Annotated in this window: 27 protein-coding genes; 12 read left to right on the forward strand and 15 right to left on the reverse strand. The window is 65.9% G+C overall.

The window, feature by feature from the left end:
- The first annotated feature begins 8 nt into the window (after window positions 1–8).
- Genes AMB_RS17970 through AMB_RS17980 form a run of 3 tightly spaced genes read left to right on the forward strand, consistent with a single transcriptional unit; the run spans window position 9 to window position 1,652 of the window.
- A complete protein-coding gene (locus tag AMB_RS17970; protein ID WP_231848885.1) occupies window positions 9–791 on the forward strand; it encodes a MotA/TolQ/ExbB proton channel family protein in 783 nt (260 codons plus the stop codon).
- The gene (locus AMB_RS17975) at window positions 791–1,225 is read left to right on the forward strand and encodes an ExbD/TolR family protein (RefSeq protein WP_011385910.1); all 435 of its coding nucleotides are present in this window, start codon (window positions 791–793) and stop codon (window positions 1,223–1,225) included. Before AMB_RS17970 ends, AMB_RS17975 begins: the two co-directional genes overlap by 1 nt.
- Window positions 1,226–1,235: 10 nt before the next feature.
- On the forward strand, window positions 1,236–1,652 hold the full coding sequence (locus AMB_RS17980) for an ExbD/TolR family protein (RefSeq protein ID WP_011385911.1): 417 nt from the start codon (window positions 1,236–1,238) through the stop codon (window positions 1,650–1,652).
- 135 nt (window positions 1,653–1,787) lie between these two features.
- Here the strand turns inward: AMB_RS17980 and AMB_RS17985 are convergent, their stop codons facing one another.
- Window positions 1,788–2,693: a sulfite exporter TauE/SafE family protein gene (locus AMB_RS17985; protein WP_011385912.1), complete on the reverse strand. Its 906-nt coding sequence runs from the start codon at window positions 2,691–2,693 to the stop codon at window positions 1,788–1,790.
- A gap of 194 nt (window positions 2,694–2,887) precedes the next feature.
- Between AMB_RS17985 and AMB_RS17990 the strand changes: the two genes are divergently transcribed.
- Both AMB_RS17990 and AMB_RS17995 read left to right on the forward strand, forming a co-directional pair.
- Entirely contained in the window at window positions 2,888–5,848 is a 2,961-nt protein-coding gene (locus AMB_RS17990) for a methyl-accepting chemotaxis protein (protein ID WP_011385913.1), read from the forward strand.
- A 90-nt stretch (window positions 5,849–5,938) separates the two neighbouring features.
- Window positions 5,939–6,301 carry a hypothetical protein gene (locus AMB_RS17995; RefSeq protein ID WP_043745097.1) on the forward strand — a complete coding sequence of 121 codons (363 nt, stop codon included), beginning with the start codon at window positions 5,939–5,941 and terminating at the stop codon, window positions 6,299–6,301.
- Between the two features lie 86 nt (window positions 6,302–6,387).
- On the opposite strand, the gene rpsI is transcribed toward AMB_RS17995, so the two are convergent.
- From rpsI to AMB_RS18015, 4 genes are all read right to left on the reverse strand, one after another.
- Window positions 6,388–6,858, reverse strand: coding sequence for a 30S ribosomal protein S9 (gene rpsI / locus AMB_RS18000; RefSeq protein WP_011385915.1), 471 nt, complete (start codon window positions 6,856–6,858; stop codon window positions 6,388–6,390).
- 4 nt (window positions 6,859–6,862) lie between these two features.
- Window positions 6,863–7,321, reverse strand: a complete 459-nt coding sequence (gene rplM, locus AMB_RS18005) for a 50S ribosomal protein L13 (RefSeq protein ID WP_011385916.1) — start codon at window positions 7,319–7,321, stop codon at window positions 6,863–6,865.
- Window positions 7,322–7,477: 156 nt separating this feature from the next.
- Complete coding sequence (locus AMB_RS18010) at window positions 7,478–9,124, reverse strand: sensor histidine kinase (RefSeq protein WP_148207662.1); 1,647 nt, start codon at window positions 9,122–9,124, stop codon at window positions 7,478–7,480.
- Between the two features lie 158 nt (window positions 9,125–9,282).
- Entirely contained in the window at window positions 9,283–11,163 is a 1,881-nt protein-coding gene (locus AMB_RS18015; protein ID WP_011385918.1) for an ABC-F family ATP-binding cassette domain-containing protein, read from the reverse strand.
- Between the two features lie 185 nt (window positions 11,164–11,348).
- On the opposite strand from AMB_RS18015, the gene ndk reads away from it, so the two are divergent.
- Both ndk and AMB_RS18025 read left to right on the forward strand, forming a co-directional pair.
- A complete protein-coding gene (gene ndk, locus AMB_RS18020) occupies window positions 11,349–11,771 on the forward strand; it encodes a nucleoside-diphosphate kinase (protein ID WP_043745100.1) in 423 nt (140 codons plus the stop codon).
- 206 nt (window positions 11,772–11,977) lie between these two features.
- Window positions 11,978–12,445 carry a helix-turn-helix domain-containing protein gene (locus AMB_RS18025; protein ID WP_043745103.1) on the forward strand — a complete coding sequence of 156 codons (468 nt, stop codon included), beginning with the start codon at window positions 11,978–11,980 and terminating at the stop codon, window positions 12,443–12,445.
- Window positions 12,446–12,495: 50 nt separating this feature from the next.
- On the opposite strand, the gene AMB_RS18030 is transcribed toward AMB_RS18025, so the two are convergent.
- The gene (locus AMB_RS18030) at window positions 12,496–14,178 is read right to left on the reverse strand and encodes a sensor domain-containing diguanylate cyclase (protein ID WP_011385922.1); all 1,683 of its coding nucleotides are present in this window, start codon (window positions 14,176–14,178) and stop codon (window positions 12,496–12,498) included.
- A gap of 248 nt (window positions 14,179–14,426) precedes the next feature.
- Here AMB_RS18030 and AMB_RS18035 point away from each other — a divergent pair, with 248 nt between their 5' ends.
- Complete coding sequence (locus AMB_RS18035; protein ID WP_231848886.1) at window positions 14,427–16,412, forward strand: ATP-binding protein; 1,986 nt, start codon at window positions 14,427–14,429, stop codon at window positions 16,410–16,412.
- On the opposite strand, the gene cysW is transcribed toward AMB_RS18035, so the two are convergent.
- From cysW to cysP, 3 genes are all read right to left on the reverse strand, one after another.
- Complete coding sequence (gene cysW, locus AMB_RS18040) at window positions 16,413–17,285, reverse strand: sulfate ABC transporter permease subunit CysW (RefSeq protein ID WP_011385924.1); 873 nt, start codon at window positions 17,283–17,285, stop codon at window positions 16,413–16,415.
- Window positions 17,282–18,118 carry a sulfate ABC transporter permease subunit CysT gene (gene cysT, locus AMB_RS18045; protein WP_011385925.1) on the reverse strand — a complete coding sequence of 279 codons (837 nt, stop codon included), beginning with the start codon at window positions 18,116–18,118 and terminating at the stop codon, window positions 17,282–17,284. Before cysT ends, cysW begins: the two co-directional genes overlap by 4 nt.
- A gap of 87 nt (window positions 18,119–18,205) precedes the next feature.
- On the reverse strand, window positions 18,206–19,222 hold the full coding sequence (cysP, locus tag AMB_RS18050) for a thiosulfate ABC transporter substrate-binding protein CysP (protein ID WP_043746942.1): 1,017 nt from the start codon (window positions 19,220–19,222) through the stop codon (window positions 18,206–18,208).
- A 206-nt stretch (window positions 19,223–19,428) separates the two neighbouring features.
- Here cysP and AMB_RS18055 point away from each other — a divergent pair, with 206 nt between their 5' ends.
- Both AMB_RS18055 and rpmG read left to right on the forward strand, forming a co-directional pair.
- Window positions 19,429–20,457, forward strand: coding sequence for a GGDEF domain-containing protein (locus tag AMB_RS18055; RefSeq protein ID WP_231848887.1), 1,029 nt, complete (start codon window positions 19,429–19,431; stop codon window positions 20,455–20,457).
- Between the two features lie 74 nt (window positions 20,458–20,531).
- Complete coding sequence (gene rpmG / locus AMB_RS18060) at window positions 20,532–20,699, forward strand: 50S ribosomal protein L33 (RefSeq protein WP_002725389.1); 168 nt, start codon at window positions 20,532–20,534, stop codon at window positions 20,697–20,699.
- Window positions 20,700–20,873: 174 nt separating this feature from the next.
- On the opposite strand, the gene AMB_RS18065 is transcribed toward rpmG, so the two are convergent.
- Together AMB_RS18065 and AMB_RS25770 are read right to left on the reverse strand one after the other, a co-directional pair.
- Window positions 20,874–21,239, reverse strand: coding sequence for a response regulator (locus AMB_RS18065; protein ID WP_043746946.1), 366 nt, complete (start codon window positions 21,237–21,239; stop codon window positions 20,874–20,876).
- An 89-nt stretch (window positions 21,240–21,328) separates the two neighbouring features.
- Complete coding sequence (locus tag AMB_RS25770) at window positions 21,329–21,697, reverse strand: DUF423 domain-containing protein (protein WP_043745107.1); 369 nt, start codon at window positions 21,695–21,697, stop codon at window positions 21,329–21,331.
- 79 nt (window positions 21,698–21,776) lie between these two features.
- Here AMB_RS25770 and AMB_RS23565 point away from each other — a divergent pair, with 79 nt between their 5' ends.
- Window positions 21,777–22,595: a FecR domain-containing protein gene (locus AMB_RS23565; protein WP_011385929.1), complete on the forward strand. Its 819-nt coding sequence runs from the start codon at window positions 21,777–21,779 to the stop codon at window positions 22,593–22,595.
- Between the two features lie 115 nt (window positions 22,596–22,710).
- Here AMB_RS23565 and purU read toward each other — a convergent pair whose 3' ends face one another.
- Window positions 22,711–23,571: a formyltetrahydrofolate deformylase gene (purU, locus tag AMB_RS18080; RefSeq protein WP_011385930.1), complete on the reverse strand. Its 861-nt coding sequence runs from the start codon at window positions 23,569–23,571 to the stop codon at window positions 22,711–22,713.
- A 130-nt stretch (window positions 23,572–23,701) separates the two neighbouring features.
- Here purU and AMB_RS18085 point away from each other — a divergent pair, with 130 nt between their 5' ends.
- A complete protein-coding gene (locus AMB_RS18085) occupies window positions 23,702–24,043 on the forward strand; it encodes a hypothetical protein (protein WP_043745110.1) in 342 nt (113 codons plus the stop codon).
- Between the two features lie 62 nt (window positions 24,044–24,105).
- Here AMB_RS18085 and AMB_RS18090 read toward each other — a convergent pair whose 3' ends face one another.
- Genes AMB_RS18090 through AMB_RS18100 form a run of 3 tightly spaced genes read right to left on the reverse strand, consistent with a single transcriptional unit; the run spans window position 24,106 to window position 26,481 of the window.
- Window positions 24,106–24,597: a hemerythrin domain-containing protein gene (locus tag AMB_RS18090; RefSeq protein ID WP_011385932.1), complete on the reverse strand. Its 492-nt coding sequence runs from the start codon at window positions 24,595–24,597 to the stop codon at window positions 24,106–24,108.
- A 7-nt stretch (window positions 24,598–24,604) separates the two neighbouring features.
- Complete coding sequence (locus AMB_RS18095; RefSeq protein WP_011385933.1) at window positions 24,605–25,900, reverse strand: hypothetical protein; 1,296 nt, start codon at window positions 25,898–25,900, stop codon at window positions 24,605–24,607.
- Window positions 25,900–26,481 (reverse strand): DUF2249 domain-containing protein, encoded by a 582-nt coding sequence (locus AMB_RS18100; protein WP_011385934.1) that lies wholly within the window; start codon window positions 26,479–26,481, stop codon window positions 25,900–25,902. Before AMB_RS18100 ends, AMB_RS18095 begins: the two co-directional genes overlap by 1 nt.
- Window positions 26,482–26,601: the final 120 nt, after the last annotated feature.

The raw sequence follows: 26,601 nt of genomic DNA on the forward strand, positions 1-26,601 counted from the left end.
ACAAGATCATGATTCGCGCTTCCCTCGCCGCCCTGCCCGTCCTTTTCCTGGCCGGCGCCGCCCTGGCCGGCCATGCGGACGAAGGCCATGCCGTCGCCCGGCAGGTGGTGGACAATCCCTATGGCCTGGACGCCCTGTGGGCCCAGGGCGATTTCGTCTCCAAGGGGACGCTGATCATCCTGGCCCTGATGTCCATGGCGTCCTGGTACATCCTGGTGGTCAAGCTGATCGAGCAGTCGCGCCTGATGCGCCATGCCAAGGCCGCCGCCGCCGGCTTCTGGAAGGCCGCCTCGGTGGCCGACGGCGCCCGCGCCCTGGCCGAGGACAGCCCCTTCCGCTTCGTGGCCTCCGCCGGCATGGAGGCCGCCCAGCATCACGAGGGCGCCCTGACCGAGAAGATCGACCTCAACACCTGGGTGACCATGTCCATCCAGCGCGCCGTGGGCGAGATCGTCTCGGAATTGCAGGGCGGACTGGCGGTCCTCGCCACCGTGGGCTCCACCGCCCCCTTCGTCGGGCTGTTCGGCACGGTCTGGGGCATCTACCACGCGCTGACCGCCATCGGCATCGCCGGCCAGGCCGCCATCGACAAGGTGGCCGGACCGGTGGGCGAGGCGCTGATCATGACCGCGTTCGGCCTGGCCGTGGCCGTGCCCGCCGTGCTGGGCTACAACCTGCTGGTCCGCCGCAACAAGCTGGCCGCCGAGAAGGTCCGGGCCTTCGCCGCCGACCTGCACGCCGTGCTGCTGGCCGGGTCCAGCGGTGGCGGCAATCTGCGCGTGGTGCGCTGATGGCCATCTCCCTCGGCCCGGCCGGCGACGGCGAGGACGGCGACGACGCGGTGATGGCCGCCATCAACACCACGCCCCTGGTGGACGTGATGCTGGTGCTGCTGATCATCTTCCTCATCACCATTCCGGTGGTGACCCATACCGTCCCGGTGCAGTTGCCCAAGGAGGCCAACCAGCCGACCATCACCCAGCCGGGCAACGTCACCGTGGCCGTGGACCAGACCGGCCGGGTGTGGTGGAACGAGGATGCCGTCGGAGGACGGGCCGATCTCCTGGCCCGCCTGGATGCCGCCGCCGCCAAGGTGCCCCAGCCGGAAATCCTCATCCGGGGAGACCGCGAGGTGGCCTACGAGCATGTGGGCCGCGTGCTGGCCGGAGCCCAGCGGGCCGGCATCACCAAGGTCAGCTTCATCACCGAACCGCCGCCGCGCTGAGGGTCCCATCATGTTCGAAGATCAGGCCGAAGACCCCGATGTGATGATCGACATCAACACCACGCCGCTGATCGACGTGATGCTGGTGCTGCTGATCATGCTGATCATCACCATTCCGCTGCAGACCCATTCGGTGAAGCTCGACATGCCCGACGGGCCGCCGCCGCCCGCCGCAATCCTGCCCGAAGTGGCGCGCATCGACATCGACGCGCAGGGCGCCATCGCCTGGAACGGCGAAAAGGTCGCCGACCGCGCCGAGCTGGAAAACCGCCTGCATCAGGCGGCCATGGCCGCCAATCCGCCGGAAATCCATGTGCGCCCCGACAAGGCCGTGGCCTATGCCCATGTGGCCGGGGTGATGGCCACCGCCCAGCACCAGGGCGTCACCAAGCTGGGCGTGGTGGGCGCCGAGCAGTTCCTGGAGTAGGCATTGCGTCATCCCGACGACCATCGGGAGGAGGGATCTCATCCTGCCACGGCACGTCAGAACTGGCACCACCGTGCCAAACGGAGATCCCTCGACTTCGCTCGGGATGACAGGCTCCGCGAGCTCAAGTCCACATCACTCGATCGAGAACGGATCCTCGGGCGGCAGGACCAGGGTGCCGGTCATCTCGGCACAGACCGCCAGGACGATCAGGGACAGCAGCAGCCGCAGCTTCTCGCCCCCGAGGCGGGCGCCGAGCCGCGAGCCGAACTGGGCCCCCACCGCTCCGCCCACCAGCAGGATCAGAGCCAGGGGAAGGTCCACCGACTGGGTGGACATGGCCTGAAGCAGGGTGACGTTGGCGGTGACGAAGATCATCTGGAACAGCGAGGTTCCCACCACCACCGCCGTCGGCATGCCCAGGATGTAGATCATCATGGGCACCAGAATGAAGCCGCCGCCCACCCCCATCAGGGCCGCCAATAGTCCGCCGAACGCCCCGACCCCGAGCGGCAGCAGGGCGCTGATATAGAGTCCCGACCGAGGAAAGCGGGTGCGGAAGGGCAGTCCGTGCCAGCTGTGATGCACGTGGCGCTTGCCCGGCGGCCGCCCGGCGGCGCCGGCGCGCATGGCCAGCAGGGTCTCGACCAGCATCAGCAGCCCCACCGAGCCCAGAAAGCCCACATAGGACAGGCTGATCACCAGATCGATCTGCCCCAGGCGCTTGAGCACGGCGAACAGCCAGACGCCGGCGGCCGAGCCGATGAAGCCGCCGGCCAGCAGGAACAGCGCCATCTTGATGTCCACATTGCGCCGCCGCCAGTGGGCGAAAACGCCGGAGACCGAAGATCCCAGCACCTGATTGGCCCCCGACGCCACCGCCACCGCCGGGGGAATTCCCAGCATGATCAGCAGCGGAGTCAGCAGGAAGCCGCCCCCCACCCCGAAGATGCCCGAGAGGATGCCGATTCCTCCCCCCACCGCCAGCAGGCTCAGGATGCTGACCGATTGCTCGGCGATGGGCAGGTAGATATGAGGCAAGACCTGACCTCCATGGGTGGGTCGCGCACCATACACCCTCAAGATGACGTGGAGATGACGATCCCTGCCTGTATATTATGTTTTTTGCGCATGCGAGCCCTGCATCGCAGCTTGGTCAAACGGGCAGGTAGACATGGCCCTCTGGCAGGGCATATACACCCTCGGTATAAGGGCATTGGGACGGGACCAGTAAGATGCGTGTGAACGAGCCGATCACCAACCACGAGATCGAACTTCCCGAGGGCACCATCCTGGTGTCGAAGACCGACCTCGGCGGCCGCATCACCTTCGTCAATCAGGCCTTTATCGAGATCAGCGGCTATACCGAGGAGGAGCTGATCGGGGCGCCTCACAATCTGGTGCGCCATCCGCATATGCCGCCGGTGGCCTTCGCCGATCTGTGGAACACCATCAAGGCCGGCAAGCCCTGGGAAGGCATCGTCAAGAATCGCGCCAAGAACGGCGACCACTACTGGGTGCGGGCCAATGCCACGCCGGAAATGGAGGGTGGCCAGATCACCGGCTACATCTCCATCCGCACCGCCCCCACCCGCGCCCAGGTCGAGGCGGCCGAGCATCTTTACGAACAGGTCCGGAGCGGCAAGGCCCGCAACATCAAGGTCGAGGAAGGCCGGGTCCTGAGCACTACGGCGGCGGCCCGCCTGGGTCGCGCCCTCAATTCCATTTCCGGGCGCCTCGCCCTGATCATCGCCATCATGGTCATGGTCATGGGGACCGTCGCCTGGTTCACTCTGGACGGCATGGCCGATTCCAACGAGGCTCTGAAGAGGGTCTACCAGCAGCGTACAGTCCCGGCGGGGCAATTCGTCGAGATCATCGACCGCATGCGCGAAAACCTGCTGCTGGTCCACCAGATGCAGATCGACCTGAACAACGGACAGGCCGACGCCATTCCCCGCCGGACCTTGCGCGTCCGGGCCAATGCCGAGCACATTTCCGCGGTTTGGTCGGCCTATCGCGCCAATCCGCTTCCGGCGGAAGAGGCCGAACTGGCCGGCGATTTCGAGACGCGGCGCAAGGACTTCGTCGAGCAGGGCCTGCTGGTCGCCCTGGATCTGGCGGAAAAGGGCGACGCCGCCACGCTGGGCCGCCATATCGCCACCGGGGTGCAGCCCCAGTTCGAGCAGGTCCACGAGGTGCTGAAGGATCTCCTGAGCCTGCAACTGCGCCAGGCCTCGGAACTCTACGAGGGCGCCCGCACCGATTACGGCCACCACATGCGGCTGGGGATCGGCACCCTGGTCGGCGGCACCCTCCTCGCTACCCTGATGGCCCTGGTGCTGATCCGCTATCTGCGCCGACCCATCGCCACCCTGGAATATCACTTCGACGCCATCGCCCGCGGCGACTTCACCCACGAAATCCAGGCCGAGGAAGTCCGCGAGTTCCAGCGCTCCAGCGCCTTGCTGCGCGCCATGGAGGCCAAGCTGGCCTACGCCGTCCAGGAACGCGCCGAAAATGCCCGCAAGGCGCAGGAAAAGCTGCGCAGCGAGATGCTGAACCTCACCGAGCTGCTGGAAGGCGAGGTGGACAACACGGTGGCGGAAATCTCCACCCAGGCCGAGCGCCTGAAGGAAGGCGCCGCCCATCTGCTGGCCACCGCCGAGGAATTGCGCGACAAATCCGAGACCGTGGCCCGCGCCATCGAGATCACCAGCGGCAACGTCCAGACCGTGGCCGGCGCCACCGAGGAATTGGAAGCCTCGTCGCGGGAGATCACGGCGCGCATCCAGAGCAGTTCGGAACACAGCGAGGCCGCAAGACACAGGGTGGACGAGGCCAGCAGCAGCGTCGGCACGCTCACCGAGGCCACCGCCCGCATCGGCGACGTGGTCAGCCTGATTCAGGCCATCGCCGGCCAGACCCGCATGCTGGCGCTCAACGCCACCATCGAGGCGGCGCGGGCGGGCGATGCCGGCAAGGGCTTCGCCGTGGTCGCCTCCGAGGTCAAGGGGCTGGCCGAGCAGACCGAGGACGCCATAGGCCGGGTCAATGCCCAGGCCCGCGACATCGAGAGCACCACGCAGAAGGCCGTGGCCACCGTCGAGGCCGTGGCCGACACCATCCGCGACATGGAGCAGATCGCCGGCCAGATCGCCGCCTCGGCCGACGAACAGCGCGCCGCCACCGGCGAGATCATGAGCAGCGCCGTCCAGGCCGCCGATCACACCCGCGACGTGGCCGACGCCGCCGCCGACGTGCTGAAGGCCTCCGAGCAGACCGGCGTGACCGCCCGCAAGGTCAGTGAACTGTCCATGCTGGTCAACCACGACATCGGCGCACTGCAGCGACGCCTCAACGTCATCTTGCGCACCTCCTATGGCGGCAATCGCCGCGCCGTCGAACGCATTCCCGCCTCGCTGGAATTCACCGCCACCTTTGCCGGCCGAACCTTCAGCGGCCACACCGGCGACATCTCGCTGATGGGCGCCCTTCTGGTGGTGGGCGACGCCCCCAAGCTGGAAGGCGAAATCGGCTCCATCACCTTCCCCGGCGTGGGCGAGATCCCCACCAAGGCCATCCTGGGCAGCCGGCTGGGGATTCAGTGCCAGTACCTGAAGGTGGGCCAGGACATCAAACAGCGGCTCAGCGCCGCCATTCAGGCGGCCCAGGCCAACGATGCCCCCTTCATCGCCACCGCCCAGAAGGCCGCCGCCGACGTCGCCCGGGCCTTCGAGCAGGCGGTCAACGCGGGCAGGATCAGTCTGGCCGAGCTGTTCGAGTGCGAATACACCCCTGTCCTCGACACCGATCCGCAACAGATGCTGGCCCATCACACCCAGGTGGCCGACCAAGTGATCCCCGCCATCATCGAACCGGCCCTGGCCTCCGATTCCCGGGCCGTGTTCTGCTGCGTGGCCGACCGCAACGGCTACATCGCCACCCACAACAAGATCTATTCCCAGCCGCAGCGCCCCAATGACCCCGTATGGAACACAGCCAACTGCCGCAACCGCCGCATGTTCGATGACCGCACCGGCATCCTGGCCGCCCGCAACACCAAGGAATATCTGGCGCAAACCTATGCCCGCGACATGGGCGGCGGCAATTTCGTGGTGCTCAAGGAGATCGATTGCCCCATCAATGTGGGCAACCGCCACTGGGGCTCCGTCCGATATGGCATCAAGCTGTAGAAGGCCATCCCTCGGGGCGTTGCCCGATTGACAGCCCTTGGCGCCCCCAGATTATATTGCCATGGTTCTAAATCATTCGAGGGGGTATCCATGGGAAGGTTTTTCGCCGCGCTGCTGCTGTCTGGAATCGCCAGTTCGGCCCTGGCCGCCGAGGCCAAGCAGGACTTCACCCTGGTCAACAAGACCGGCTACGAGCTGAACGCCGTTTTTGTCTCGCCCGGCCACGCCGACGCCTGGGGTGAGGATGTCATGGGCCGCGATACCCTGGGCGACGGCGAGTCCGTCCACATCACCTTCAAGCGTGCTGAAAAGACCTGCGAATGGGATCTGAAGGTGGTCTATACCGTCGATGATTCCAAGGCCGTCTGGCACGACATCGATCTCTGCTCGGTCAGCAAGATCACCATCCGCTACAACAAGAATACCGACAAGACCACTGCCAGCTACGACTGATCCCGGCCGTCTTCAAAGGCAAGCAACGAAAAAGGGCCCGGAGATCCTCCGGGCCCTTGATCTTTTCGGCTGTCGCCAAACCCAGTTTAACGCTTGGAGAACTGGGTCGAACGACGGGCCTTGTGCTTGCCGTACTTCTTGCGCTCGACCACGCGGGGGTCGCGGGTGAGGAAGCCGCCGGCCTTCAGCGCCGGGCGGTGGCCCGGGTCGAAATAGGTCAGCGCACGGCTGATGCCGTGACGGAGCGCACCGGCCTGGCCCGACAGACCACCACCGGTGACGGTGCAGTTCACGTCGAACTGACCCTCGACCCGCGCAGCCTCGAACGGCTGGTTGATGATCATGCGCAGCACCGGACGGGCGAAGTAGACCGGCAGTTCACGACCGTTGACGATGATCTTGCCGGAACCGGGCTTGATCCACACACGGGCAACGGCGTTCTTGCGCTTGCCGGTGGCGTAGGCACGGCCCTGGGCGTCAACCTTGCGCACGTGCACAGGCTGGGCCTGGACCGGCGAGGCGGCCTGCAGGTCGGCCAAGCTGGAGAGATCGGCCATGGGACTACCTCTTATTCTTCGGGTTCATGGACCCAACGTCCACCACCTCGGGCGCCTGGGCCTCGTGCGGGTGGGCGGGGCCGGCGTAGACGCGCAGGTTCTTCATCTGCTGACGGCCGAGCGGACCACGGGTGATCATGCGCTCGACGGCCTTCTCGATGACCCGCTCGGGGAAGCGGCCGGACAGCAGCTGACCCATGGTACGGTCCTTGATGCCGCCGGGATGGCCGGTGTGCCAGTAGAAGCGCTTGTCGGCGAGCTTGTTGCCGGTCAGCTTGACCTTCTCGGCATTGACGATAATCACGTTATCGCCCATGTCCACATGCGGGGTGTAGGTCGGCAGATGCTTGCCGCGCAGGCGCATCGAAACGATGCTGGCCAGGCGGCCGAGCACGACGCCGTCCGCGTCGATCACGACCCACTTCTTCTCAACTTCGGACGGTTTGGCGTTAAAGGTCTTCATGGCACCCACGGCAAAACCAGTTGGCGACCCCCCGAAAAGCCGGGGCGTCGAGGGCGCGGAGTATGCCACAGCGCACCACCAAGTCAACACCATTTAAATCGTTTAAAATCAATATGTTAGAGATGCGGTATCATAATACCTCTCGCAGACCCCGCACTAAGCCTTGGAAACAACCACTCCGAAACACGAGCCTTTTCCCGGAATCGAGCGCAGCTCCAGGGCGTGGCCCAAGAGGGCGGCCATGCGCCGCACCACGCCGAGGCCGAGGCCAAGGCCCCGGCTGCCGCCCCGCTCCGCCGGGGTATCGAGACGGACGAAATCCTCGAACACCGCCTCGGCCTTGTCGGCAGGAATGCCGATGCCGCTGTCGAGCACCTGGATCACCACCTGCCCACCCCGCCGGCGACAGCCCACCAGCACCCGACCACTCGTCGTATAACGGATGGCGTTGACCAGCAGGTTGCGCAGCAGCCGTTCGAGCAGCACCGGATCGCTGCGCACCGTCAAGGAGGTGGGGATCACGCCGATGGCTAGGCCCTTGGCGCTGGCCTCCGGTTCGATCTGGTCCACCAGACCCGCCAGCAGCGGCATTACGCGGAAGTCGCTGACATTAGGCTTGATCTTGCCGGCCTCCAGGGCCGAGACGTCCAGCAGGGTGGCCAGCAGGGAGTTGGTGGCCTCGATGCTCTGACGCAGGCGGTCGACGACCTTGACCTTGCGCGGATCGTCCTCCACCTGCCCGGCCAGCACCTCGACGAACATGCCGGCGGCCTGCAGCGGCTGGCGCAGGTCGTGGGAAGCGGCGGCAAGGAAGCGGGTCTTGCTCTCGTTGGCCAGGCGGGCCTCGGTGGCGCGCTGCTCCGCCTCGGCGGTCCGCGCCACCACCGTCTCCTCCAGCGAGGCCATGGCCTGCTCCTCGCGGGAGATGACCTTGAAGGTGGTCCCCGCCATCCACCCCAGCCCAAGCAGAACCACCGCCAGGGCGCCACAGATGACCAGGGCGGTTCGCCGCCAGGGCGCGACGATGTCGTCCACCGCCATGCCGGCGCTGACCAGTACGTCGAACTGGGCCAGCTTGCGGTACGACACCACCCGTTCCACCTTGTCGATGGGCGAGTCGATGCGGATGGTTCCCACGGGCTGGGTGGCGGCGGCGGCCATGACCGGATTGTTGGGCGGCAGGCGCCCCACGTATTTCTCGGGATTGGGCTGGCGCAGCATGATCCGGCCGGCGGTATTGGCGCCGATATAGCTGGATTCGCCCAGCCCCAGGGTATTGTAGAAATCGGTGAAGAAGCGGGCATTGACCCCCACCACCACCAGACCGCCAAAGCCGCCGTCGGGGGCGTTGACCCGCCGGCTGATCGTGAAGACCGGCGCCTGACTGTAGACCCCCAGGACCATGGGACCGATGAAACGCTCGGCGCCGTCGCGATGGGCGCTGAAATAGTCCCGGTGGGCGTAATTCACGGCCCCGCCGGCCTTGGGCGGCCTGACGGCGGCGACCACGTCGCCCTTGGCGTCCACCACCAGCATGTTGCCGCGCTGGGTCAGGCCGGCTTCCAGGCTGGCCAGTTCCCGCAGCAGCTCCGCGCGGCCGATTCGCCCGGCCTGATTCTCCTGCACCACCACAACCATGCGGGCAATGATGGCGTCGGTGGTGACGAGGGTGCGGCTGAGATTGTCCTCGAGCAGACGAGCCGCTCCGGCCGTGGCGGATTCCGCCTTCTCGAATGCGGCATCACGCAGTTCGACCAGCAGGCCGGCGGCTCCTCCCAGCAGCAGCACGACCATGGCGACCATCAGCAAGCGCAGACGCGTCCGCAACCCCCCAGGGGTGCGGCGGAAGCATTGCTGACCTTTGGTTGCAAAAGACTCGGTGGGCACCGAGGCGATTCCCTGGTGGAAAAGGTGATGGTCAGCTTATACCGAAAGGCCGGTGGCCGGAAGCGGCATAATGCCTATGCCTGCGCCGCTTCCAGTTCCTCCTGGGCGGCCAGCCAGGCCAGTTCCGCCTCTTCCACCCGGCGGGCGAGATCGGCTTCCTGGCGCCGCAGTTCGGTGACCTTGGCGGGCGGCCCCTGGTAGAGCTTGGGGTCGGCCAATTGCCCGCTCAGGACCTTTTGGGCCTTGACCAAATCCTCCAGGGCCTTTTCCGCCGCCAGAGCCGCCTTGCGCAGCGGCGCCAACTGGGCGCGGGCGCCGGCCGCCGCCTTGCGATCGGCCTTGCGCTGGGCGGCGTCGCCGACCCGTTCCGGCTTGGCCCCCCGGCGGTCCTCGCGGGCCCGGTCGAGCAACAGCTTGCGATAGGCGGCCAGATCGCCATCGAAGGGCTTGACCGCGCCATCGCCCACCAGCCACAGGCTGTCGGCGGCCAGCTCGATCAGATGGGGGTCGTGGCTGATCAGGATCACCGCGCCGTCATAGGCGTTGAGCGCCGCCACCAGGGCTTCGCGGGCGTCGATGTCCAGGTGATTGGTGGGCTCGTCCAGGATCATCAGGTGAGGCGCCTCGCGGCTCATCAGGGCGAAGAGCAGGCGCGACTTCTCGCCGCCCGACAGGCTGGCGACCTTGACGTTGGCGCGGTCCTGCTCGAAGCCGAAGCGGCCAAGCTGGGCGCGGACCTTGGCCTCGGGCAGGCCCTTCATCAGCAGGGCCATATGCTCGTAGGGCGTCTCGTCCAGCCGCAATTCCTCGGTCTGATGCTGGGCGAAATAGCCGATCTTCAGCTTGGGCGGCTTGCGGAACTGGCCGCTCAGCAGGTCGAGGCGTCCGGAAAAGATCTTGGCCAGGGTCGACTTGCCGTTGCCGTTGGCGCCCAGAAGGGCGATGCGGTCGTCCATGTCGATGCGGATGTCGAGCCCCTTCAGCACCACCTTGTCGCCATACCCGGCCACGCCGTGGTCGATGGCGATGATGGGCGGGCTGAGCGGTTCGGGATCGGGGAAGTCGAAGGACATGGCGCGGTCCTCGACCACGGGGACCACCATCTCCATGCGCTCGAGCATCTTGACCCGGCTTTGGGCCTGGGCGGCCTTGGTGGCCTTGGCCTTGAAGCGGTCGATGAAGGACTGGATCTTCTTGCGCTGTTCCTGCTGCTTGGTGAAGGCCTTGGCCTGCAATTCCATGCGGGCCCGGCGGGTCGCCTCGAAGCGGTCGTAATTGCCGCCATAGGCGTTCAGCTTGCCGTTCTCCAGGTGGATGATGCGGTTGGCCACCTCGTTGAGCATCTCGCGGTCGTGGCTGATCACCACCAGGGTGCCGGGATAGGCGGCCAGGTGGCTTTGCAGCCACAAGGTGGCTTCCAGATCCAGGTGATTGGTGGGCTCGTCCAGCAGCAGCAGGTCGGGAACGGTGAACAGCGACGCCGCCAGGGCGACGCGCATGCGCCAGCCGCCCGAGAAGTCCGAGACCGGCTGCAATTGCGCCTCGGCGTCGAAGCCCAGCCCCGACAGGATGGCGGCGGCCCGCGACGGTGCAGAATGGGCGTCGATGGCCATCAGCCGCTCGTGGATCTCGGCGATGCGGTGGCCGTCGGTGGAGGTCTCCGCCTCCTCGAACAGGGCGGTGCGCTCGGTGTCGGCGGCCAGCACGCAATCGATCAACGAGATGTCGCCCTCGGGCGCCTCCTGGGCCAGCCGGCCCAGCCGGGCGCGGGGGCGCAGGTTGATCTCGCCGCCATCGGGGTGCAGTTCGCCCAGGATCAGCTTGAACAGGGTGGTCTTGCCGGTGCCATTGCGCCCGACCAGGCCGACACGCGCCCCGGCCGGGATGTGAACGGTCGCCTGCTCGAAGATGGCCCGGCCGCCATAGCGGAAAGTGAGGTCGTTGATATGCAGCATGGCCGCGTCAATAGCACGGCGGCGCCCTCTCGGCAAAGGCGGGCTTGTAGAGACCGTTGCTCTCCTCATTCAATGAGGTTATAACCCGCCGTCCCCGGATGCGCCCGGCCGCGCCGGGGGTCGTACGCGGCCGCCCACTTCCGACCCCAGGCGCGGCGCGAGCAACCGCCGAAAGGAATTCACCAATGGCCATCGAACGTACCCTGTCGATCATCAAGCCCGACGCCACCCGCCGCAACCTGACCGGCAAGATCAACGCCCGTTTCGAGGAAGCCGGCCTGCGCTTCGTGGCGCAGAAGCGCGTCCAGCTGACCAAGGCCCAGGCCCAGCAGTTCTACTCGGTCCATGCCGAGCGCTCGTTCTTCGGCGAACTGGTCGACTTCATGATCTCCGGCCCCGTGGTCGTCCAGGTCCTCGAAGGTGAAGGCGCCGTCGCCCGCAACCGCGAGATCATGGGCGCCACCAACCCGGCCAATGCCGCTCCCGGCACGATCCGCGCCGACTTCGCCGAATCGGTGGAGGCCAATTCGGTGCACGGTTCCGACTCGGCCGAAAACGCCGCCATCGAAATCGCCTACTTCTTCTCGGGCTGCGAGATCGTCGGCTAAACCGACCGATCCCAACCGACCGACGCCCCCCGGGAGGAAGCTCCCGGGGGGTATTTTTTCTTCGAATAGACGCCGTATTGCATACAAATGCGGGAATAACTTTTTCAACGAGTCACATTGCGATTCTTTTGTTGAAAATTGCGACTTGCGCGGCTTGTATGCACAGTCCCAAATAGGGGCCGTTACAACCTCAGCGGAGGCGCGCAATGGATACCACACGTCAATCAAGCCGGGGAAGGACGCCGGGCGGCCGCCCCAATCCCATCGATGTGCATGTGGGCAGCCGGCTTCGCCTGCGGCGAACCCTGATGGGTCTCAGCCAGGAAGCCTTGGGAGAGGCGCTGGGTCTCACGTTTCAGCAGATCCAGAAATATGAGCGCGGTGCCAACCGGATCGGAGCCTCGCGGCTGTTCGATCTGTCCCGAGCCCTTGAAGTGCCGGTGGAATATTTCTACGACGAAATGTCACCCGACGTCATGGCGGCCAGCCCGCGCCATATGGTACGCGCCACCCAGGAGCCGGTTCCGCAGCAGATCGACCCCATGAGCAAGCGCGAAACCCTCGATCTGGTCCGCACCTACTACAAGATCGGCGACCCCAACGTGCGCAAGCGCGTCTACGAACTGGCCCGCGCCCTGGCGCTCCATACCGGAGGACGGCGGGAGGGCGGCTGACCGCCCTCGGCCGCATGGCGGCCGGGATCCTGCCGACAGGGCGGGATCCCTTACGCCGTTGTCCCAGCCCCCGCCTCGAAGAAGCGACAGCATCGCCCGCCTCGCTCCTTGGCCTGGTACATGGCGGAATCCGCGTGGCGCAGCAGCAGCGAGGCGGTCTCCCCATGCTCGGGATAACAGGCGATACCGATGCTGGCCGACAGATTCTGGGGCGGATCAGTGATGGAGTAGGGCACCCCCAGAGCCGCCTGAATCTTTTCAGCCACCTGGCGGACGTCGCTGGCCTGCGGTTGATCGAAAAGCAGCACGATGAACTCGTCGCCCCCCTGGCGGATGACCACATCGGCTTCGCGGACCGTCTGCTGCAGACGGCGCGCCGCGTCCTTCAGCACCAGATCGCCCACCTCGTGGCCCAGGGTATCGTTGACATCCTTGAATTGATCCAAATCGATGAAGAGCACGGCCATCCCACGCCCCGTCCGCTTCGCCCTGGCGATGCCGTGTCCGATGAACTGGTCGAGAACGATGCGGCTGAACAGACCTGTCAGGACATCGTGAGTGGCCAGATATTCCACCTGCTGGCGGCTGGCCCGATTGCGCCGGCTGCGTTCGCGATCGACCCAGTGATGGGTGGCGAAGCCGGCCAGGATGATCACCAGCGTCCCCATGGCGCCCGCCAGGCTGAACTGCCACAGCCGGTCCTCGTCCATGGTGGCCAAGCGGTCCACCGGCGCCAAGACGGTCAGGGCGAGATCATCGTCGGGCAGGATGGTTGAAAGGCGGATGTAAGGCACACCATCTGCCCCCCAGCGATACAGGTTGGGGTGGTCGGGCGCCCCCCACGGCACGATGGGCAACTCGACGAACTCGGACCGCTTGTAGCGGGCGATCCTCTCCTGCGGGGACAGCCCCACCACGCCCGCGCCCGGCAGCGTGGACATCTCCAGCCCCTTGTCCTGGGCCAGGATCACCACGCCGTAATTGTCGCTGACGAAGGCGTTGGCCTGGTTGACCCAGGACGCCAGATAGGGAATGTCGACCTTCAGGGCCATCACGCCAAGAATGCGGTTGCCGTCGCGAACCGGGGCGGAGAAGAACAGGCCCGGAATGTTGGTATTGCGCCCCAGCGCGAACTGGTGCCCGAACCGCCCGGCCATGGCCTCGGAGAAATAGGTCCTGTCCCGATAATTGGTCCCGACGAAGCTCTCGGGGCGGTCGTGATTGCTGGCGGCCACGGCATCGCCGGCGGGATTGATCAGCCAGATGACGCTGATCCCGGCAATGTCGCCCACCGATGCTGCAAGCGAACGGTTCAGCCGGTCAAGCTGCGGGTCGGACGACAGACCGCTCCGGCGCCGGTCTTGGGACAGCGGGCGCGGTTCGAGAGGATCACCGTACCGGCGCAGGGCGTCCACCACCTCCCGATCGCGGCCCAGAGCCGATGGAATGCCGTGGAAGACCGCCAGTGTCCGCTGAAGACCCTGGGTCATGTCGTCGATGCTCAGGTGGACGTCGTGGTCCACTTGGGCCAGTGATTCCCTGGCCCGCCAGACCACATACTCGCCCGACACCAGCCAGCAGGCCACCAGCCACAGGGCCACGGCCGAACAGGTCAGCATCAGGAAACGGCGACCCAGCCCGGGCTCGGCGCGAAACTCCAGCACCACTCCCGCCGGACCACCCCGGCCGTCTCCGGGATTGCGGGAAATGGCAATGGGAAGCTCGGTTTCCATGCCCCGTCCCCCCTCCTTCCGCCTTGGAAAATAGTCTGCGGAGAGGCCACGAATCTACGCATTCCGGAGAGAGGTGGAAATGAAAAAGCGAGACGGCGCGCAATACCCGCGCCGGATCGGGAATTGGTTTGCCTAGGCCAGCCACAAACCCTGGGGTATAGTTTCGCGGTAACTATCCTGGGGTCCGAATGCCTTCCGGCCACAAATCCTCGCCACTCGCCGGATTACGCCCTCGGGGAATTTGGGGGTTGTCCGTCAGCCTGACCCTGCTGCTGATCATTCTGACCGGAATACAGCTCCAGACCGGCTATCGGCGAACCATCCAGACGGCCAGCGCCAATCTCGCCGACACCGCCCGGGTCACCGAGGAGCAGGTGCGCGGCAGCCTGCGGGTGGTGCGCCTGATGCTGCGCGCCATCGCCGAGGCGCCACGCGACGACACCAACGCGCTCAGACGCTTCATGGCCACCCGAACCAGAATCGTCCCCGAAATCCGCCAGGCCTTCATCGTCAATGCCGATGGCATCGTCACCATCGCCACCCTTCCCCAGGTGGAGGGACGGGACACAAGCGAAAGATCGTTCTTCCGGAATGCGCGGGAGTTGCCGCCGGCCCGCGATCTTTTCGTCTCAGAGCCCCTGCCCATCGGCCAGAACAACAGCCTGGTGATCATGGTCTCCATGCCGCTTTCCGGCCCCGACGGCCAGTTCGACGGCATCGTAGCGGTCTCACTCGAGCTGGGCTATTTCCAGACCCTGTTGCAATCGGTGCACAGTGGCGAGGAGGGGGCGGGCGCATTGCTGGTTACCCCGGAAGGCGACATCATCGACCGCGACCCCGAGCCCGAGCTCTATGTGGGCAAGAACATCGCCAAGGGCGGCGCCTTCTCCATGCACCGCAAGGCCGGCGGAACGGCGAACACCTTCGTGCACGTCACCGCCACCGATGGGAAAGAGAAGGTGTCGGCCGTCCGCTCCCTGTCCGAGCCGGCCCTGCCGCCCCTGGTGGTGATCGTCGGCCGCCCGTTGGACGGCGTGCTGGCGCCGTGGCGCGCCGAGGCACTGACCATGGCTGCGGTGGTGGGAACCTTGGTTATCGCCATTCTCGGCCTCACCGCCCTGCTCAACCGGCACCTTGTCGCCCTCCGGGCCAGCGAGGAGCGCTATCGCGGACTGATCGAGACCCAGAACGATCTGGTGGTCCGGCTTACCCCCGATGACCGCCTGGTATTCGTCAACGAGGCCTTTGCCCGCAGCCATGGCCTGGACGCCGCCCAGGCTGTCGGCCGGTCGTGGCGGACCTTCGTCCACGAGGAGGATCAGCCGGCCACCGCCCAGGCTCTCGCCACCGCCCTGTCGCCGCCGGCCTTCCGCGCAACGGTGGAATGCCGCATGACGATGACCTGCGGCTTGCGCTGGGTTTCGTGGGAAGGGGCGGCTATCCGCGACATGTCGGGGAACATCGTGGAAATCCAGGCGGCTGGCCGCGACATCACCGAATGGGTGGAACACCGCGACCGCCAGGCGGAACTGCTGCGCAACCTGGACAAGTCCAACCGGGAACTGGAGCAGTTCGCCTACGTGGCCAGCCACGACCTGCGCGAGCCGCTGCGCATGATCTCCAGCTATCTCGGCCTGCTGGGGCGGCGCTACACCGCCCTGCTGGACGAGGATGGCCGCCAGTTCATGGAATTCGCCCGCGACGGGGCCAAGCGCATGGACCAGATGGTCCTCGATCTGCTGGAGTTCTCCCGGGTCGGCCGCCTGCGGGACGGCCTCGGCACCGTGTCTCTCGGCGAGGCGGCATCCATCGCCATTCTGAATCTCGCCCTTCCCATCAAGGAAAGCGGCGGCACCGTTACCGTTGCTCCGGACCTGCCGGAGATCACGGGGGCCAGGGGTGAGATGATCCGCCTGATGCAGAACCTGATCGGCAATGCGGTGAAATATCGCCAGCCCGGGCGCCCGCTGACGGTAACCGTCTCGGCGGAACGCAATCATGACGGCTGGACCCTGACCGTCGCCGATAACGGCATCGGCATCCCTCCCGACGGCTTCGAGCGGATCTTCGACATCTTCCAGCGCCTGCACTCCCGCGCCGATTACGAGGGCACCGGCATCGGGCTGGCGGTCTGCCGCAAGATCGTCGAGCATCACGGCGGCCGAATCTGGGTGGAATCAGTGCCCGGAGAGGGATCGAGGTTCCGCTTCACCTTGCCCGGGGGCCAGGCCTGATCATCCCTGGCGCTCGGCCAGGGTGTCCTCGATCTCGCGGTCGTAGAAGCGCTCGACCAGCAGCTTCAGCCCCAGGGTCACCAGGGCCAGCAGGGTCAGCACCGACGCCGCGGCGAAGGCCCCCGAACTGTCATAGTCGTGATACAGCAGATCGATCTGCAGCGGCAGGGTCATGGTCTCGCCCCGCACCTGGCCCGACACCACCGAGACGGCGCCGAATTCGCCCAGCGAACGGGCGGCGCAAAGGATGATGCCGTAAAACAGCGCCCATTTGACGTTGGGCAGCGTCACCCGCAGGAAGATGGACAGCCCCCCCGCCCCCAGGGTCAGGGCGGCTTCCTCGTCATCGGTGCCCTGCAGCTGCATCAGCGGCAAAAGCTCGCGGGCGATGAACGGGCTGGTGACGAACAGGGTGGCGATGACGATGCCCGGCAGCGCGAACATCACCTTGATGTCGTGCTCCTCCAGCCAGGGTCCCAGCAGGCCGGAGCCGCCATAGACCATCAGGGCGGCGACGCCGGCGACGATGGGCGACACCGAGAACGGCGCCTCCACCAGGGCCACCAGCCATTTCTTGCCCTTGAAGCGGAACTTGGTCACTGCCCAGGCCACCGCCAGCCCGTAGACGGCGTTGACGGGCACCACCACCGCCACCACCACCAGGGACAGGCCGATGGCGTGCAGGGTCTCGGGATGGCTGACCGCCGCCCACCACGCCGCCCAGCCCTTGGACAGGGCCTGGGCGAAGATCACCGCCATGGGCACCATCAGGAAGCCCAGGGCCAGCAGCCCGGCCAGCCCGATCAGCAGGGCGCGCCGGGCACCGCCGGGACGACGGCGGGGAACGTGGTGAACGGCCATGGCGGGAATCATCGTCTCACCCCTTTGCCAGGTAGCGCTGCTGCCAGGCCTGGATGCCGTTGGTCAGCAGCATGGTGACGAAGGCGAAGGCCAGCACCACGGTGGCGATGGCGGTGGCCGAGCCGAATTCGTATTCCTCCAGCTTGATGAAGATCAGCAGGGCGGCGATCTCGGTCTCGAACGGGCGGTTGCCGGCGATGAAGATGATGGCGCCGAACTCGCCCAGGCAGCGGGCGAAGGCCAGGGGACATGCCGGCCAGCAGCGATGGCGCCAGGGTGGGCAGGATCACCTTCAGGAAAATCTGCATCTCGGAAGCGCCCAGGGTGCGGGCCGCCTCCTCGGTCTCGGTCTCCAGTTCCTCGATCACCGGCTGCACGCTTCGCACCACGAAGGGCAGGCTGGTGAAGGCCATGGCGATGGCGATACCCGGCTGGGCATGGACCACCTTGAAGCCCAGGGGCTCCAGATGCTGACCCACCCAGCCGTTGGGAGCGAAGGCGGCGGCCAGGGCCAGGCCCGCCACGGCGGTGGGCATGGCGAAGGGCAGGTCAATCAGGGCGTCCAGCAGGTTGCGCCCGGCGAACTGATAGCGGGCCAGCACCCAGGCGAACAGCAGCCCGGCCAGACCGTTGAAGATCACCGCCTCGGCCGCCGACACCAGGGTGACCTGATAGGCGGCCAGGGCGCGCGGCCCGGTGGTGGCGGCGATGAAACCCTCCAGGCTCATGCCCGCCGCCTTGACCAGCATGGCGCCCAGGGGCAGCAGGACGATCAGGCCGAGATAGGCCAGCGTCATACCCATGGTCAACGAGAAGCCGGGCAAAAGCCTGCGGGCGCGCATCATGCAAACTCCGGTGGGACCTGTCTGGCCATCACCCGGCGGAGCACCGCCGGGTGAGAGACCTTTTAGCCGGATCGCGCCGGAGACGCATCACTTCTTACCGAAGACCTGATCGAAGATTCCGCCCTCGGCGAAGTGGATCTTCTGGATGTTGTCCCAGCCGCCGAACAGCTCGGTGGTGTACAGGCGCACCTTGGGGAAGGCGGCCGCATGCCGGGCCGCCACCTTCTCCGAGCGCACCCGGTAGAAGTTTTTGGCCAGGATCTCCTGTCCGTCATCGGAATACAGGAAGTCGAGATAGGCCTTGGCGGTCTTGGCCGAGCCCTTCTTGGCCGCCACCTTGTCCACCACCGCCACCGGGAATTCGGCCAGGATGCTGACCGGCGGGATCACGCCTTCCACCTTGTCGGCGCCGAATTCCTTGATCACGCCGCCCACCTCGGCCTCGAAGGTGACCAGCACGTCGCCGGTGGCCCGCTCGACGAAGGTGGTGGTGGCGCCACGGCCGCCGGTGTCGAACACCGGCACGTTGGCCACCAGCTTGCGGATGAATTCCTTGGCCTGGACCTGATCGCCCTTGGCCGCCTCCAGCGCGAAGGCATAGGCCGCCAGATAGGTGTAGCGGCCGTTGCCCGAGGTCTTGGGGTTGGGGAACACCACCTTCACATCCGGGCGGACCAGATCGTCCCAGTTCCTGATGTTCTTGGGGTTGCCCTTTCGCACCACGAAGGCCGGCAGCGAGTAATAGGGCGAGGCGCCACTGGGAAAGGCGGTCTGCCAGTCCTTGCGCACGAAGCCCTTGTCGGCCAGGACCTGGACGTCGGTCACCTGGTTGAAGGTCACCACGTCGGCGGGCAGGCCTTCGAGGATGGCGCGGGCCTGCTTGGACGAGCCGGCGTGGCTCTGCTTGATCTCGATGGCTTTGCCGTCGGCGAGCTTGCCCGCCGGGGTGGCCTGGAAGGCGGGGTTGATCTGCTGGAACAGTTCGCGGGCGATGTCGTAGGACACGTTCAGCAACTCGCCCGGCACCTTGTCCTCGGCCGAGGCCCCGGCCGGAACCAGGGCCAAGGCCGCCAGGACGGCGAGAGTGGGAAAGCGCAAAGCCATGGGAAACTCCATTCGGTGATCCTTGGGTTAAAACACGAATATCATGTGTCGTTTATTTTAAAAATACATTTTTTATGAGTTATTTCGGCGAGGATACGCATCTTCACCTAAAGGTGATAGAGCGCCCCGTCACCAGACGCTCATTGACTCCGCACGTATCCTTGGGAATAAGCTTGTGGGGAATACTTTTGGAGAAGGCCCTTCACGTGTCGATCACGCCGGAATCGATTCTATCATCTGTTGTGCTGCTGACCGAGCAGCGCAGCCAGAAGCACCTGGAAGACTGCCTGACCGCGACCCTGGCGGAGTTGGCCGCCCTGCCGTTCTGCGGCATCTGCACCCCCATGCCCACCGCCAACGGCATCTTCATCGACTGGGCCGCCAGCCGCAGCAGCGGCGGCAGCGCGCCCTCGGATGAATTGCAGGAAATCGGCACCGACCCCCTGCTGCTGGACTGCATGGCCCTGGGGACCGAACGCAGCGAGACCATGGCCGACGACAGCATCCGCCGCGCCCACCCGGTGGTCGACGACCGCGGCAAGGTCTGCGCCTTCCTGGTAACCCGCACCAATCCCGGCCAGACCGAGCCCGAGGCGCTGATCAAGGGCTTCGTCGCCATCTACCGCAACTACCTGACCGTCCTGTGGGACGCAGCGCGCGACACCCTGACGGGGCTGAAGAACCGCAAGACCTTCGACGAGAACTTCAGCTCCATCGTCCTCGAAAGCCGCCACATCGATGTGTCGTTCAACGGCAACCGGCGCGAAGCCCATCTGGATGGCCAGCACCACTGGCTGGGCATCATCGACATCGATCGCTTCAAGGCCATCAACGACACCCACGGCCATGTGTTCGGCGACGAGGTGCTGCTGTTGCTGTCGGCCCTGATGCGCAAGGCCTTCCGCAGCGAGGATAAGCTCTTTCGCTTCGGGGGCGAGGAATTCGTCGTCCTGCTGGCTCCCACCACCTTCTCGGCCGCCCAGGCGGTGTTCGAGCGCTTCCGCGCCACGGTGGCGGCTTTCGCCTTCCCGGAAGTGGAGCGCATCACGGTCAGCGCCGGCTTCGTGCGCATCGACTGCGACGACCTGCCCTCGGTGGTGATCGGCAACGCCGATCGCGCCCTGTACTACGCCAAAGCCCACGGCCGCGACCAGGTCCGCTCGTTCGAGCAACTGGTGGCGGAGGGGGAATTGCCCTTCGAATGCCCCTCGCTTGCCAAGACCAAGCTATTCTGACTTGACTCTGCTGTCGGGATCAGTATGGTGCGCGCCTCAAGTTTTCATCACCAACGCTGTTCGGGATTTTCGCCATGGCCAAGCCTGCCACCATTCTCATCAAGCTGTTGAGCACCGCGGGGACGGGCTTCTTCTACGTGGCGAAGAAGAATCCCCGCAAGACGACCGAGAAGCTTGAATTCCGCAAGTACGATCCGGTCGTGCGCAAGCACGTCCAGTTCAAGGAAGCCAAGATCAAGTAGTCGGGCGCCGGTCGCAGGACCGGCAGCGACAGCAAGGATCAAAGGGCGCCTTCGGGCGCCCTTTTCTTTGTCCGCGACCGGGTGTCATCCCGGACGCATGCGAAGGACCTCCCCCTCCCGAGGGTTGCCGGGATGACGGACTCCGCCGCTCATTTTTTCGGGAAAAAGCGAGCCCTATTCCAGGAAGCGCGCCACGGTCTGCAGGAAATTGGCCACCGAGATGGGCTTGGCGATATAGCCCTCGCAGCCCCCCTCGCGGATCTTTTCCTCGTCACCCTTCATGGCGAAGGCGGTGACGGCGACCACCGGAATGGATTTCAGTTCGGCATCGCTTTTCAGCATCTTGGTGATTTCCAGGCCGGAAATCTCGGGCAGCTGGATATCCATCAGGATCAGGTCGGGATGATGCTTGCGGGCGATATCCATGGCCTCGCGGCCGTCCTTGGTCTGGATGGTCTCGTAGCCGTTGGCCTGCAGCAAATCGTTGAACAGCTTCATGTTCAAGTCATTGTCTTCCACGATCAGCACAGACTTAGCCATGACCATCCTATTTTGCCGACGGCCCCCACTGACCCCAATGCCATAGGCCGCCCATCACGTTGGCATCATGGGCAATTCCCGCCCCCAAGTCAAATCCGAGCATGATCACCGGCTAACCAACCGCCCACACCCAGCAACAGCCAGGACGTCATCAAACTTATTCCACCAAAGGGTGTTACCATCGGGACCGGCAGGCCGACCCCTAAAGCCTTCAGATAGAGGGAGCCGCAAAACAGCGCAATGCCGGCCACCATCAGGCATGCGGCGGGACGGAACAGCCGCCGTCCCTCGGCGCAATGGCGGGCCAGGGCCAGCAGTGCCGCCGCGTGCAGCAACTGGAACTGACTGCCCAGCGCCACCCAGCGGGCGGCATCGCCCTCCACCCCATGCGAGCCCCAGGCCGCGAAGCCGATGGCCATGGCGCCATTGATCCCGGCCAGCATCAACCAGACACCCATGCTTTTACCCTCCTTGACCGCCCCTCGGCGCAGTACGAAATAACGAAGCGAGTTTGCCCGGCAAAGGGGGGAGTTGGGAATGCCTGTTCCACAAGCGCTGGCCGCCGTGATCCTGGGAATCATCCTGCTGGCCTCCGGTGCCCTGGCGACGGAACCGGCGGGCAAGGTCATCGGCCTGCAGGGCAGCGCAGAGGCCCGCGATGGCACCCACCGCCGCCCCCTGGCGGCGGGAGACCCCATCCGGAACGGCGAGTCCCTGCACACCGGCCCCGGCGCCCGGCTGCAGGTCCAGCTCCACAACGGCATGGAGCTGACCTTGACCGACGAAGCCCCGGCGGCGGAACCGGCAGGCAGGGTTATCCGCCTGCAAGGCAGCGCCGAGGCCCGCATCGGCGTCCAAAGCCGTCCCCTGGCGGTGGGAGACCCCATCCGGAGCGGCGAGTCCCTGCGCACCGGCTCCGGCGCCCGGCTGCTGGTTCAGTTCAGCGATGGCATGGAACTGATCTTGAGCGACGGCGCCGAGATGAAAGTGGCCACCTATGAGTGGAATGCCGCCCAGGCGGCTGGCGCGGCGGAACTGGCCCTGGCCCAGGGCTCGTTCCTGCTGCGCACCGGCGCGGTGGGCAAGCTGCCCGACCACCCCCTGACGGTGAAAACGCCCCTGGCCTCGGTCGGCGTGCGCGGCACCCAGTTCTGGGGCGGCCCGCTGGATGCGCCGCTGGCCGTGCTGTTGATCGACGGACGGGTGGTGGTGACCAGCCCGGCGGGCAGCGTCGAACTGGGAACGCCCGGTGAAGGCACCTCGGTGAGCGGGCCGGGCAAGGCGCCCATGCCGCCCTCCTATTGGGGGGCGGAGCGCATCGGGCGCGCCTTCGCCACGGTCGGCTTCAAAGACTGACTACCGGAACACCACCGTCTTCGAGCCGTTGAGCAGCACCCGATGCTCGGTGTGCCAGCGCACGGCCCCGTCGGCCTTGCCGACGGATCGTCACGACTCGCGCCGGGCGCTGGCGTCAGCGGAACACCACCGTCTTCGAGCCGTTGAGCAGCACCCGATGCTCGGTGTGCCAGCGCACGGCGCGGGCCAGCACCACGTTCTCGATGTCGCGGCCGATGGCCACCAGATCGTCGGGGGTGTGGGTGTGGTCGACGCGCTCGACGCCCTGCTCGATGATGGGACCCTCGTCCAGGTCGGGGGTGACGTAATGGGCGGTGGCGCCGATGATCTTCACGCCGCGGGAATGGGCCTGGTGATAGGGCTTGGCGCCCTTGAAGCTGGGCAGGAACGAGTGGTGGATGTTGATGGCCTTGCCCTGCAGCCGCACGCACATGTCGGTCGACAGGATTTGCATGTAGCGGGCCAGCACCACCAGGTCGGCGTCGGCGCGTTCGATCACCTCCATCACCCGGTTTTCCTGGGTCAGCTTGTCGTGCTTGTCCACCGCCAGGTAGTGATAGGGGATGCCGTGCCACTCGACGATGGAGCGCATCTCCTGGTGGTTGGAGATCACCGCCGGAATCTCGATGGGCAGCGAACCGGTGTGATAGCGGTGCAGCAGGTCGTTCAGGCAGTGCCCGAACTTGGAGACCAGAATCACCACCCGGGCCTTCTGCCGGCCGTCGTGCAGCTTCCAGATCATCTGAAACTGGGCGGCCACCCCGGTGAACAGCTTTTCCAGCTCGGCCATGGGCGGCGTCATGGCGCCCGCCCCGAATACGATGCGCATGAAGAAGCGCGACGACAGCGGATCGCCGAACTGGGCCGCCTCGGTAATGAAGCAGTCATGGGTGCTGAGAAAGCCCGATACGGCGGCCACGATCCCGACAGTATCGGGACAAGTGATGGTCAGCACCCAGGCGGGCTTGTCGGCCATGATCAGGCTCCTTGTTGCAATGACCCCATGGGTTTATCCGACCCCGCCCCAATGGGCAATCCCGCCCTTGCCTTTTGGCCGCAAATGCCCGAAGGTCCGGTGCGAACCATAAGGCCACGGAGCAGGCTTGATGATCACCGTTTACTACAAGTCGGGCAATGCCCAGTGGAAGTACGAGCTGGAAGATTCCGAGCACGACTACATCATCAAGAGCGTCCTCGAGGACAAGCCCGACATCAACGAGATGTTCGAGGACTCGCTGGAGATCCTGCGTGACATATCGGCCATGGACGAGTCCGAGATGGAAGAGGACGACGAGATCGACCAGACCATCGCCGTGTCCTTCCTGTGGCACTACTTCAACAATCTGGTTGAAGGCGGCGACCGCATCGAGGGCGACATCGTCCTGATCGAGGACGAGGACGGCACCGGCGTCACCGTGCTGCCCGCCGCCGGCATCGACGAGGAATAATCCCCGGAACAAGAAAGGCCCCCCGGTCACCGCCGGGGGGCCTTTAGCGTGTCCGGGGCGCCTCAGCCCACTTCGGCGCGGTAGATGTTGGCCAGTTCCTCGTCGGTCTCGGGATCGACCAGGGAGGAAATGGCGGCCAGCAGGCCCATCTCTTCCTTCTGGATGTGGAAGATCTCGCGCTCGACCAGCTCGGCGCCGGCGTCCTTGAACTCGGTCCAGGTGGCATCGGTGAAGCCGGCCTCGGCGGCGGCGACGGCAAGATCGGCCACCTGCAGCGCCAGCGGCAGGATCGAGCGGTGCTCGTGGGTCAGCATGGTGACGATGCCGGTCTCGCCCTGCTCGACGAACACCTTGAACAGGTGATTTTCCTCGAAGCCGAAATGGCTCTCCACCTCCGATTTGAGGATGCGGGCCAGCTGCTTGAGCTGGCGGGCCAGCAGGTCGTCCTTGGCCGGAGCCTTCTTGTTGGAGCCGAGCATCTCGTCCAGCGACTGCAGGGCCTCGATGGTGGTCATGTGGGCCTGATGCAGCAGGGCGCCGGTCTGGGTGTTCATGGGACGCTTATCCTTGTTGATGGGCCGCGGCGGCGGCGGCCATGTGGGAACGATACCGGCGCAGCACCTCCACGGTGTAGACACCGAAGGCGACCGCGCCGACCAGACCGGCGATCAGGCCCAGCCGCAGCGGCCAGACCCAGCCGCCGATCAGGGCGACGCAAACCAGAACCAGGGCCGCCGCGTGGCAGCCCAGATGAATATCCACCGGCAGTTTGGGCGACAGGTGCGACAGCAATGCCGGCTTGCCGCCCAGGGCCGAGGAATGCATGGAGGCCAGAAATGGCATGATCCGCTGGAGGATCGCCGTGACGAAGGACAAGAGCCAGCCGAAAACCAGCAAAAATCCCCACAGGCTCGCCCAGGGGTCGAGCGGCGCCCCCAGGGCCGGGGCCAGCCCGGCCAGCAGGCTGACGGGCAGCAGCGCCCAGGCGACCCATACCACGCGGAAGAACGGCTCCAGGCGCTTCTTCATGCGGCTCTTCAAGCTGGCCCGCATGCCGTGCAGGTAGACGCCGCAGGCCGCCAGCCCCAGAAGGATGCCCAGCGCCGCCACCAGCCCCTGGCCGGTCAGCGCGCCACCGGCGCCCAGCGCCAGTCCAAGCCCCGACAGCAGCGCCGTCCGCTTGCCCACCACGTCGGGAACCGCCGAGCCCAGCACGAACATGGGGATCAGCACATAGGAAAAGCCCAGCGCCAGCATGCCCATGAAGCCGTAGCCGGCCAGCACGGCGTGGGCCGCCGCCACCGAGGCGTGGTCGGGCAGGAAGCCCTTGGTGAAATCCACCACCAGAACCAGCCCGAGGACGGCCAGACCGATCAGCGACGCCACCGCCAGCCAGGCATGACGGGTGACGCCGGGCAGATCGTCGACCTTGCGCAGATTGGCCCCCACCAGCCCGCCGAACAGGGCCAGGCCGGCGACACAGAGCGTCGCGCCGCCATGCTGGGCCCAGGGGATGGAATGGGCGAGGCCGCCGGCGAACAGCGCCACGCCGGGGGCATAAAGGATGAACATCAGCTTGATGGCCCAGATGGGACCCAGCGGCCGGCGCGTCGCCACCGGCAGCAATTGGATGGCGGCGCCCATGGCGGTCATGGCCAGGGTGCCCAGGGTGATCAGATGCAGCGCCGCCAGGGTCATGCCCTGGCCGCCGACGAAGCCGATCACGCCCTCGTTGCCGACCAGCAGCAGCACCCAGGCCAGCAGGTGGAAGAACACCGCCGCCACGAAGAAGCGGTAGGGGATGGACGGAGGCAGGAGGCGATCCTTCGCCCCCATCATGAAGCTGCCGGGAAACATCAGCTTTCCCGCTCCAGCCACAGCCTGACATTGACGACCTCGGTCGAGACCCGGGCGATGCGCCAGCCGCGCTCGGCCAGTTCCGGAGCGAGGAAATGGGGCTCGCGCTCGTGATGCACCACCACAATCTCGCCGGGACCGGCGCCTTCGATCAGCCGCAGGATGGCCAGCATGGGATTGGGCGGAGTGAGCTTGCGCACGTCGATGTGCAGGCCGTCCTCCTCGCGCCAGGTCATGGCGCCCTCTGGCCCCACTTCGACCTCGGCGCCGCTTTCCCAGTCCTCGCCGCCGTCCAGGTGGAAGAACACCCGCCAGTGGCCTTCGTTCAGCTTGCGGCCATAGGAGGAAAAGCCCCGCGCCGCCAGGATGCGCCGCAGCGGCGACGGATTGAAGGGCGCGTCGATCACCAGCACGCCGCCGAACTCGATCCCGGCCACGGCCTCCATGACGGCGGCGAAGGGATCGACGCCCTGGACCAGCAGCGGCCGGACGTCCATGGGCGGAGATTCGAGCGCCAGGGACAGCCATTCCGGCGGCCCACCAGCCTCCTTCCCTTCTCCACTCACCCCTTCAACGGCCATGTCACATACCTTCCGCAAGGATGGTGCAAAGCTGCCCGTCCGCCCGGAGTGCCGCCTTGACGTTTGTTAAGCCGACAACTTCTGTGCGGATTGGATGCATTTAAGACGGTGACGGAACGC

The organism is Paramagnetospirillum magneticum AMB-1 (genome assembly GCF_000009985.1).
GTDB classification, from domain to species: domain Bacteria; phylum Pseudomonadota; class Alphaproteobacteria; order Rhodospirillales; family Magnetospirillaceae; genus Phaeospirillum; species Phaeospirillum magneticum.